This window comes from Bilifractor sp. HCP3S3_D3, from assembly GCF_052063915.1.
Taxonomy (GTDB): Bacteria; Bacillota; Clostridia; order Lachnospirales; family Lachnospiraceae; genus Bilifractor.
In genome coordinates this window covers 20,653-29,413 of sequence record NZ_JBQHWP010000026.1, presented here as the reverse complement: position 1 = coordinate 29,413, position 8,761 = coordinate 20,653, and the positions used below count along the sequence as shown (strand labels likewise).

Here is an 8,761-nt window from a genome sequence, read left to right as displayed (position 1 = left end):
GTACACAGGTATCGAAATCCTATAGACGATAAATCTTGAAAGACTTAACTATATCCCTCCTATACGACTGTGGTGATGTTAAGAGAATCTAAAGAATCCCACGGCTTCAGCCGTGGGAGTATGTCAAAAGATTGGAGGAAGAAGAATGAATGGTGCAGAGGCAATGGTGAAGTGTCTGGAAGCGGAGGGCGTTACCAAGATTTTCGGAATTCCGGGAGTCGCGATTGCGCCTTTTTACGATGCGCTCTATGATGCGCCGTCGATTGAGCACATTCTGGTGCGTCAGGAGCAGGCGGCCGGCCATGAGGCGAGCGGCTATGCCCGCGTGTCCAGGAAGACAGCGGTCTGTGTGACCTCTTCCGGTCCCGGAGCGACGAATCTGATCACGGCGCTTGCTACCGCGTATGCGGACAGCATTCCGATTGTGGCGATTACCGGCCAGGTGAACAGTTCCCTTCTGGGAAGGGATGTGTTCCAGGAGGCGGATATGAGAGGCGCCACAGAATCTTTTGTAAAATACAGCTACCTTGTCAAGAACGCGGACGACATTCCCCGTATCTTCAAGGAGGCTTTCTATATCGCGTCCAGCGGGCGCAAGGGTCCGGTACTGATTGATATTCCATGTGACGTACAGAGCGCTGCCTTAAAGAAGGTATTTGTGTATCCCGAGGAGGTAAATCTCCGGGGGTATAAGCCGAACACGAAGGTAAACGCGCAGCAGCTCTCGAAGGTGGTGACAGCCATCAATAAGGCGAAAAAACCGCTGATTTGTGTCGGCGGCGGAGTGATCCTCGGAAACGGGGAGGAGCTGGTGCGGGCTTTCTGCGAGAAGAATCAGATTCCTCTTGTGCATACCATGATGGGTATGGGAGTCCTTCCGAAGGCGCATCCGCTGTACTTCGGCATGCTGGGCAACAACGGCAAGCCGTACGCGAACCGCGCGGTATCGAATAGTGATCTTCTGATCGTGGTCGGGGCCAGAATCGCCGACCGCGCTGTTCCGAAGCCGGAGAACCTGGAAAAACAGGTCAACATCATTCACATCGATATCGATTCTGCCGAGATCGGCAAGAACCTTGGACCGACGATCCCGCTTGTGGCGGATGTGCGGCTTGTATTCCAGGCGCTTCTGGACGCGGACATTCATGTAGACACGAGTGCGTGGCTGGAGCAGCTGGAGGAAATCAAGCACAGCACGGTTGATCATCGGAAGTTCAGTGATGCTCTTGTGAATCCGATGACGCTGGTGCAGCATCTGTCGGAAAAAATGGACGACGACGCGATTTATATCGCGGATGTCGGCCAGAATCAGCTCTGGTCGGCAGACAACTACATCATGAAGAACGGCCGTTTCCTGACGACCGGCGGAATGGGAACGATGGGATATTCCATTCCGGCTGCGATCGGCGCCAAGCTTGTGGATCCGTCCCGGCAGGTGGTTGCCGTGTGCGGAGACGGTGATTTTCAGATGTCGATGTTTGAACTGGGAACGATTGCCGTGAATAAGATTCCGGTGAAGATTCTGGTGATGCGCAACACATACCTGGGTCTGGTCCGCGAGCACCAGGAGAAGAAGTACCATAAGCGTTACTCGGGAGTGCAGCTGCATAAATATCCGCATTATGACAAGCTGGCGGAAGCCTACGACATGGATTATTTTTACGCGGATTCCAATGAGACCCTGGACGATGAACTCGACAGATTCCTGGCGTGCCCGGGGGCGTGCATCATGGTCTGCGAGATTGACTCCGCGAACAACACAAATTAAGGAGGGCGCGAAAAATGAAAGGTATTTTTTCCGTACTGGTAGAGAATAAGGACGGCGTACTCTCCGGAATTTCCGGTCTGTTCGCGAGAAGGGGCTACAATATAGATAGCCTTGCCGTAGGTGAGACGGAGAGGAAGGATGTCTCCAGTATGACCATTGTGTCTACGGGAGATCAGAGAACAATTGACCAGATCGAGAAGCATCTGAACAAAAAGGTGGATGTCATCAAGGTGCGCCGGCTGGACGAACCGAGGTGTGTTGAGCTTGAGACCATGCTGATCAAGGTCTCCTATTCCCAGACCAACCGGTCTTCTCTCATTGAGATCTGCAGCGTCATGGGAGCGAAAATTCGTCACGTAGCGCCGAAAAACATGGTGATCCTGATTACGGATGAGCCGGATACCATCAATGAATTCATTGAACTGGTGAGAAGCTTTGGAATTCTTGAGCTTCAGCGGACCGGCGTTATCGCGATGTCGAAGGGCTGAGCAGAGTTTTGGAATTCTTGGGCTTCAGCGGACCTGCGTCATCGCGATGTCGAAGGGCTGAGCAGAGTTTTGAAATTCTTGAGCTTCAGCGGACCGGCGTTATCGCGATGCTGAAGGGCTGAGCAGAGCGGAGGAAAAAATGACGAAACAGGCATTTAACCCGTATTTACCACTGGATGAATATGTCCCGGACGGTGAGCCGCATGTATTCGGAGACCGCGTGTATGTTTTCGGTTCCCATGACAGGGCAAATGCCGCCACCTTTTGTGCCAGGGACTATGTCGGGTGGTCGGCTCCCGTTGATGACCTCGGAAACTGGACCTGCGCGGGGACGATCTACAGCGCGAAACAGGATCCGCTGTACAATGCAGGGAAAATGGCGTACATGTACGCACCGGACTGCGTCCGCGGAAAGGATGGCAGATATTATCTGTATTACTGCATGGCAGGCTACCGCGGAAAGGGTGGCTACAGCAACCCGGTCAGCGTTGCCGTGGCGGATGAGCCGAACGGACACTACGAGTATCTGGGCATCGTCCGAGACAGCGAAGGAAACCCTCTGACAAAATATGTCTGCTTTGATCCGGCAGTTCTGAACGACGACGGCGTGATCCGCCTGTATTACGGAACATACTACGGTTTTTCGCACAGAATGCCCCCTGCGGCGGCGCGGAAAATGATGGAAAAGATGTTCGGGCGCACGGCAGAGGAAATCCGGGCGGTAAAGGGCGAGGTTGACGGCGCCTGCATGGTGGAACTGGAGGACGACATGCTCACGGCCAGATCGGAGCCTGTGAAGATTGTCCCGGACGAATTCGTGAAGAGCGGGCATCCGTTTTTTGAGGGAAGCTCAATTCGGCGTGTGAAATACCGGGTGAGGGTTGAAGAAGATACATCGGCGGGAAAAGAGACGCCGGCGGATGAACAGCTGTCGGCGGGAAAAGAGACGCCGGCAGATGAACTGTCCCGAGCGGAAGAGGCCGGAGTGAGGAGTGAAAGCAGAAAAACGGTTCGTGACACGAATTATGAGATCCGGAAGATGTACATTTTTGTGTATTCTTCGAGACAGAATCACGAGCTGTGCTATGCCACCAGCGAATATCCGGATCATGGCTTTACGTTCCGCGGGACGATTATTTCAAACGGCGATATCTACCTGGATGGAAGGAAGCCGTCCAAAAGGCTGAACCATACGGGGACGAACCATGGAGGCATCGAGTACATCAACGGGCAGTGGTATGTCTTTTATCACCGGCTGACGAATATGAGCGATTACAGCCGGCAGGGATGTGCGGAGCCGATTGAGGTTCTGGAAGACGGTACAATCGATCAGGTGGAGATGACCAGCTGCGGCCTGAACGGCGGTCCGCTGAAGGCGGAGGGCACCTATCCGGCGGCGATCTGCTGCAATCTGACAAACGGGAGAATGCGGCACGGATCGAATGCCGGCATGGACTATCACGCGCCGAGAATCATGTGCAGCAGAATTCCCGGGACGAAGGGGAAGGAGCAGGAAACGTATGTCGGCCGGATCAGCAGCGATACGATCATCGGCTACAAATATTTTCAGTTCGACGGCGAGGAGGTTACAATCACCGTTACGATGCGGGGACGTGGAGACGGCGTTCTGTACGTGATTACGGGTGACGACGGAGAAGCTGTGGCAGAGATTGAGGTGAGCGGAAGCGGAGAGTGGAGGAAATACAGTACCTCCTGGGAACAGGAGGCGGGAACCGCGCCGCTTTATTTGGCCTTTGAGGGAAAAGGTCAGTTTGATCTGCTTGATTTTTCACTTGGCTGAGTGCTGGGGATTTGATTTTTCGTCATCTGAGGAGTCGATGTTTGACCGGATGAAAATATATACAGTATAACAGGAGGAAATGAATCATGTATATCACATGTCTTGATGTAGAAGGAGTGCTGGTACCGGAGATCTGGATCGCTTTTTCAAAGGCGAGCGGGATTCCGGAGCTGAAGAGAACGACCCGGGACGAGCCGGATTACAATAAGCTGATGAATTGGAGACTTGGAATCCTGAAGGAGCACGGCCTCGGTCTTAAGGAAATACAGGATGTCATCGCGACCATAGATCCGCTGGAGGGCGCGCGTGAGTTTCTGGACGAGCTGCGTTCCTTTACGCAGGTCATTCTGATTTCGGATACGTTTGAGCAGTTTGCGGCACCTCTGATGAAGAAGCTGGGCAATCCGACGTTGTTCTGCAACACGCTGGATGTGGCGGATAACGGGGAAATCACCGGCTTCCGCATGCGCTGCGAGCAGTCCAAGCTGACCACCGTGAAGGCACTGCAGTCCATCGGATTCGATACGATCGCGAGCGGAGACAGCTATAACGATCTGGGAATGATTCAGGCCAGCAAGGCCGGATTCCTGTTCCGCAGCACGGAGAAGATCAAGGCGGATCATCCGGAGATTCCGGCTTTTGAGGAATACGGTGATCTTCTTCAGGCGATCCGGAAGGCTATGGCTGAGTGAACGTTCACATTTTGTGGATAACTTGTGGACATTGTGGATAAATACCGGAGTTATGAACATCGATTTCGGGTTATCCACAGAAAAAGTACAAAATCAGGTGGATAACGTATATGATCCGTGAGGTTGATATTGAGGATATCTGGGACGGACGGTTTTACCGGGCGGAGGATGAGGCGCCGGTCGGATGCGGGGATTGCAGCGGGTGTTCAGACTGCTGCCGTATGACCGGGGATTCGATCGTTCTCGATCCGCTGGACATGTACCGTCTGACCTGTGGCCTGGGCAGAAGCTTTGAGGATATGATCGAGAAGGAAATTGAAATCCGCATTGTGGACGGGATGATCCTTCCGAATATCATGGAACATGACGAAGCGGATCCGTCCAGGGAGGACGGGTGTCCGTTTCTGGACAGCAACGGACGCTGCGGAATTCACGAGATAAGACCCGGGTTCTGCCGTCTCTTTCCGTTGGGGAGATATTATCGGGATGAGGACCGGAGCTTCCGTTACTTTGTGCAGAAGGGGGAGTGCACAAAGGGCGGTTCTTCCATGGTAAAGGTATGTGACTGGATCGGCGTGCCGGAGGAGGAGACGGGGCGGTATGAAGCCTATATCAATACCTGGCATTTTTTCCTGAAGGATTTGAGCGCAAGGCTCGGTATGCTTACGGACCGGAGCAGGGATCAGGTGACGCGGTATGTGCTTCAGATCTTCTATGTGATGCCGTATCAGGCCGGGACGGATTTCTATGTGCAGTTTGACCGGAGAATGAACAGGGCGCGAGAGGGGCTGGCACCGCTGCTTCGGTAATATTTTTGAAGGGAAGCGTTTGTCATGAATTCTTTTTATCTGTCGCATTACTTTGATTTTAAGAATGCGGGACCTTTTTTTCTGGTCTCGTTTCTGTGTCTGGCCGGGGTTCTGGCTGTCATTCTGGTCGCGGCGCGCGTGCAGACCGGTTATCATGGCAGGAAGGACGCGGTAAATATGGATACCCGGACGCTGAAAGCGGTTCGGAAAACACATTTTTCTCTGATTGAGAGTTTTTACGAGATGGTGTTCTCGAGTACGGCTGTGCTGCTCTTCCTGAGCGTATACTATTTACTGGACGAGTACTGGTCGCCGCTGTCACAGTACTGGTTCAAGTACAGAGATATACTGCTGTTGGTCTTCATTCTGCTTTCGGTTTTGGTTACGAGCTGGTTTGACGTGGCTCTTGTTCGTCTTACGCATATCAAGTCGGAGCAGAAGGCCTGTATCCGGCTTTTAAGCTCGTTCTACATCATTCTGATTCTGCTCTATATCAAGGTGATCTACCAGGACGACAACTATGACACGCTGATCCAGTATTTTCTGCTGCTGGCCGCAGGCCGTTTCCTGTATTTCGATTTTACCTGGGACTGGTTCAAGGAGACGGTCGCCGGTCTGTGGAGAAACCTGCCGCTTCTGGGGTTGATGGCAGGGTATTCCGCGATTGTATGCTGGTACGGCTTTAAGGTGGACTTTCTCCTGAAGTCGAACGGAGTGATCGTGAGTACGCTGATTGCCCATCTGTTCATGGACCTGTGCATTTTTGTCATGCACAAGACCAGGCTTCTGCGCTTCTTTATTCCGTCGGATGCGGACAAGGATGCGGCACTTCGCGAGGCGCAGGCGGCGGCAAGCCGCAGAACAGCTGCGCAGCGCGCGGCGGGCATGGAGAACAGAAACTACGCACAGCGCGCGGCGGATGTGGAAAACAGAAATTACGCGCAGCGCGCGGCAGATGCGGAGAACAAGAACTACGCGCAGCGGATGGCGGAAGCCGCCGGAAATCGGGATCTGCGCGGATATGACGGCAGCGCTCATCGGGCAGAGCCGGAGACTCATCTGAATTACGCGCAGCGGATGGGAGATGCGGAGAGCAGATACTATGCGCAGCGCGCGGCGGACGCGGAGAGCAGATATTATGCGCGGCGCGCGGCGGACGCGGAGAGCAGATACTATGCGCAGCGCGCGGCGAATGTGGAAAACAGAAATTACGCGCAGCGGATGGCGGAAGCCGCCGGGAATCCGGATCTGCGCGGATATGACGGCAGCGCTCATCGGGCAGAGCCGGAGACTCATCTGAATTACGCGCAGCGGATGGGAGACGCGGAGAGCAGATATTATGCGCAGCGTGCGGCGGACGCGGAGAGCAGATACTATGCGCAGCGCGCGGCGGATGTGGAGAATAGAAATTATGCACAGCGCGCGGCGGATGTGGAGAACAGGAACTACGCGCAGCGGATGGGTTTGCGTCAGGACGTGCAGGATGTGGAAGAACATGAGGGCACACATATTATCCGGAACCCGGAAGAGCTCAGGCCGGAGGAAGACGAGATACACATTCCCGAATACAAGCTGGATGAGACGGAGCGGAATGCTCTTGCGCACGATGCCCGCATGGGAAATTCGAAGCATCTGAATTATTATCAGAGAAAGAAAGAGGAAGAATAAATGTTTGACAATGCGTCTGACCGGGTGCTGGACTTTATCCGGCGGTCACCGAGCTGTTTTCATGTTGTTGAAAATCTGAAGAACGAGCTTCTCGAGCACGATTATGAGGAGCTGAGGGAGGAAGAAAGCTGGAATCTGAAGCCGGGCGGCAGATATTTTGTGACGCGGAACGGCTCGTCCATTCTCTCTTTCCGGATTCCGGCTCTGTCGGAAGGCGGGATCAGAAGTGTCCATATCATTGCAAGTCACAGTGATTCGCCGACCTTCAAGGTAAAACCGTCGCCGGAGATCTGTGTAAATGCAGATGAGATTAAGCTGAACATTGAAAAATACGGCGGGATGCTGTGCAGTACATGGTTTGACCGTCCGCTTTCCGTCGCCGGACGAGTGCTGGTCCTGGTACCGGGAGCAGAAGGAAGATCTTCTGCATCCGGGATTGAAGGGAGCAGGGACGAAGAGACACCGGGAGGACAAGCTGAGAATTCTCCTGCATTCAGGATCGAACAGAGACTGGTGAACATCGACCGGGATCTTCTGATGATTCCGTCACTGGCGATTCACATGAACCGGAACGCCAATGACGGCACTGCCTATAATGTGCAGAAGGACATGCTTCCGCTGTTCAGTCAGAACGGCGACCGGGAGGGGTTCCGGAAGCTGATTGCCGATGCCGCGGGCGTTGAGGAGGAGAAGGGAGAAAAAATCCTCGGAGAGGATCTCTTTCTCGTGAACCGCACACCGCAGTCGGTCTGGGGTGCGGACCGAGAGTTTATCTCGAGTCCGAAGCTGGATGACCTGGAATGCTGCTACAGCTCCTTCCTCGGATTTGTGGATTCGGGAATGGAGGTCGGAAGCGGGACAGGAATCCTTGGCATGCATTGTGTCTTTGATAATGAGGAGACGGGGAGCAGAAGCAAGCAGGGCGCGGAATCGACGTTTCTGCGTGATACGCTCGACCGGATCATGGACGGCCTCGGTCTCGGACGTGAGGATTGCCATCGTATCCTTGCAAACAGCTTTATGGTATCGGCGGACAACGCGCATGCGGTGCACCCGAATTTTCCGGATAAGGCGGATCCGGTTCTGCGTCCGCGCATGAATCAGGGAATCGTCATCAAAAATCATGCCAATCAGCTGTACACCACCGACGGGGTGTCCGAGGCGATTTTCCGCTGTCTGTGCGAGGCTCATAAAATTCCGTGTCAGGGATTTGTGAACCGGTCGGATATGCGCGGAGGTTCGACGCTCGGCAATATTTCCAATACGCAGGTGTCCATGAATACGGTGGACATCGGCCTGGCGCAGCTGGCCATGCATTCATCCTATGAGACCGCAGGCGCCAGAGATCCGCAGTATTTGGCCATGTTTTCGAAATATTTCTATGAGGAAAAGCTGCCGGAAATCCGGTGACGCTTTTTCCGCGGGGTTCCGGGCTTCGTGTCTGGTGCCCGGATCACCGCGGTATTTTTTTACGCGAACAGTGAGCCGCAGCCGAATGCGAAGTATTCGTGTGCGGCGAGCGTCGCGATAGCGAG

Annotated in this window: 7 protein-coding genes; all 7 read left to right on the top strand. The window is 53.9% G+C overall.

Features of this window, described 5'->3' with window-relative positions:
• Nucleotides 1-145 precede the first annotated feature (145 nt).
• The 7 genes from ilvB (at nt 146) to ACTNDI_RS12670 (ending at nt 8,636) form a co-directional block, all read left to right on the top strand.
• Entirely contained in the window at nt 146-1,768 is a 1,623-nt protein-coding gene (gene ilvB / locus ACTNDI_RS12700; protein ID WP_441101346.1) for a biosynthetic-type acetolactate synthase large subunit, read from the top strand.
• Nucleotides 1,769-1,782: 14 nt separating this feature from the next.
• On the top strand, nt 1,783-2,256 hold the full coding sequence (ilvN, locus tag ACTNDI_RS12695; RefSeq protein WP_441101345.1) for an acetolactate synthase small subunit: 474 nt from the start codon (nt 1,783-1,785) through the stop codon (nt 2,254-2,256).
• A gap of 139 nt (nt 2,257-2,395) precedes the next feature.
• Nucleotides 2,396-4,057, top strand: coding sequence for a family 43 glycosylhydrolase (locus ACTNDI_RS12690; protein WP_441101344.1), 1,662 nt, complete (start codon nt 2,396-2,398; stop codon nt 4,055-4,057).
• Nucleotides 4,058-4,143: 86 nt separating this feature from the next.
• Nucleotides 4,144-4,749 carry a bifunctional phosphoserine phosphatase/homoserine phosphotransferase ThrH gene (thrH, locus tag ACTNDI_RS12685; RefSeq protein WP_441101343.1) on the top strand — a complete coding sequence of 202 codons (606 nt, stop codon included), beginning with the start codon at nt 4,144-4,146 and terminating at the stop codon, nt 4,747-4,749.
• 110 nt (nt 4,750-4,859) lie between these two features.
• Nucleotides 4,860-5,558, top strand: coding sequence for a YkgJ family cysteine cluster protein (locus tag ACTNDI_RS12680; RefSeq protein ID WP_441101342.1), 699 nt, complete (start codon nt 4,860-4,862; stop codon nt 5,556-5,558).
• A gap of 24 nt (nt 5,559-5,582) precedes the next feature.
• A complete protein-coding gene (locus ACTNDI_RS12675) occupies nt 5,583-7,226 on the top strand; it encodes a hypothetical protein (RefSeq protein ID WP_441101341.1) in 1,644 nt (547 codons plus the stop codon).
• Nucleotides 7,227-8,636, top strand: coding sequence for a M18 family aminopeptidase (locus ACTNDI_RS12670; RefSeq protein ID WP_441101340.1), 1,410 nt, complete (start codon nt 7,227-7,229; stop codon nt 8,634-8,636).
• Nucleotides 8,637-8,761: the final 125 nt, after the last annotated feature.

Excerpts from the sequence above, each read along its gene's own strand:
- ACTNDI_RS12680 (WP_441101342.1), top strand. The coding sequence starts at position 4,860 with ATGATCCGTGAGGTTGATATTGAGGATATCTGGGACGGACGGTTTTAC.
- thrH (WP_441101343.1), top strand. The coding sequence starts at position 4,144 with ATGTATATCACATGTCTTGATGTAGAAGGAGTGCTGGTACCGGAGATC.
- ACTNDI_RS12690 (WP_441101344.1), top strand. The coding sequence starts at position 2,396 with ATGACGAAACAGGCATTTAACCCGTATTTACCACTGGATGAATATGTC.
- ACTNDI_RS12670 (WP_441101340.1), top strand. The coding sequence starts at position 7,227 with ATGTTTGACAATGCGTCTGACCGGGTGCTGGACTTTATCCGGCGGTCA.
- ilvB (WP_441101346.1), top strand. The coding sequence starts at position 146 with ATGAATGGTGCAGAGGCAATGGTGAAGTGTCTGGAAGCGGAGGGCGTT.
- ilvN (WP_441101345.1), top strand. The coding sequence starts at position 1,783 with ATGAAAGGTATTTTTTCCGTACTGGTAGAGAATAAGGACGGCGTACTC.
- ACTNDI_RS12675 (WP_441101341.1), top strand. The coding sequence starts at position 5,583 with ATGAATTCTTTTTATCTGTCGCATTACTTTGATTTTAAGAATGCGGGA.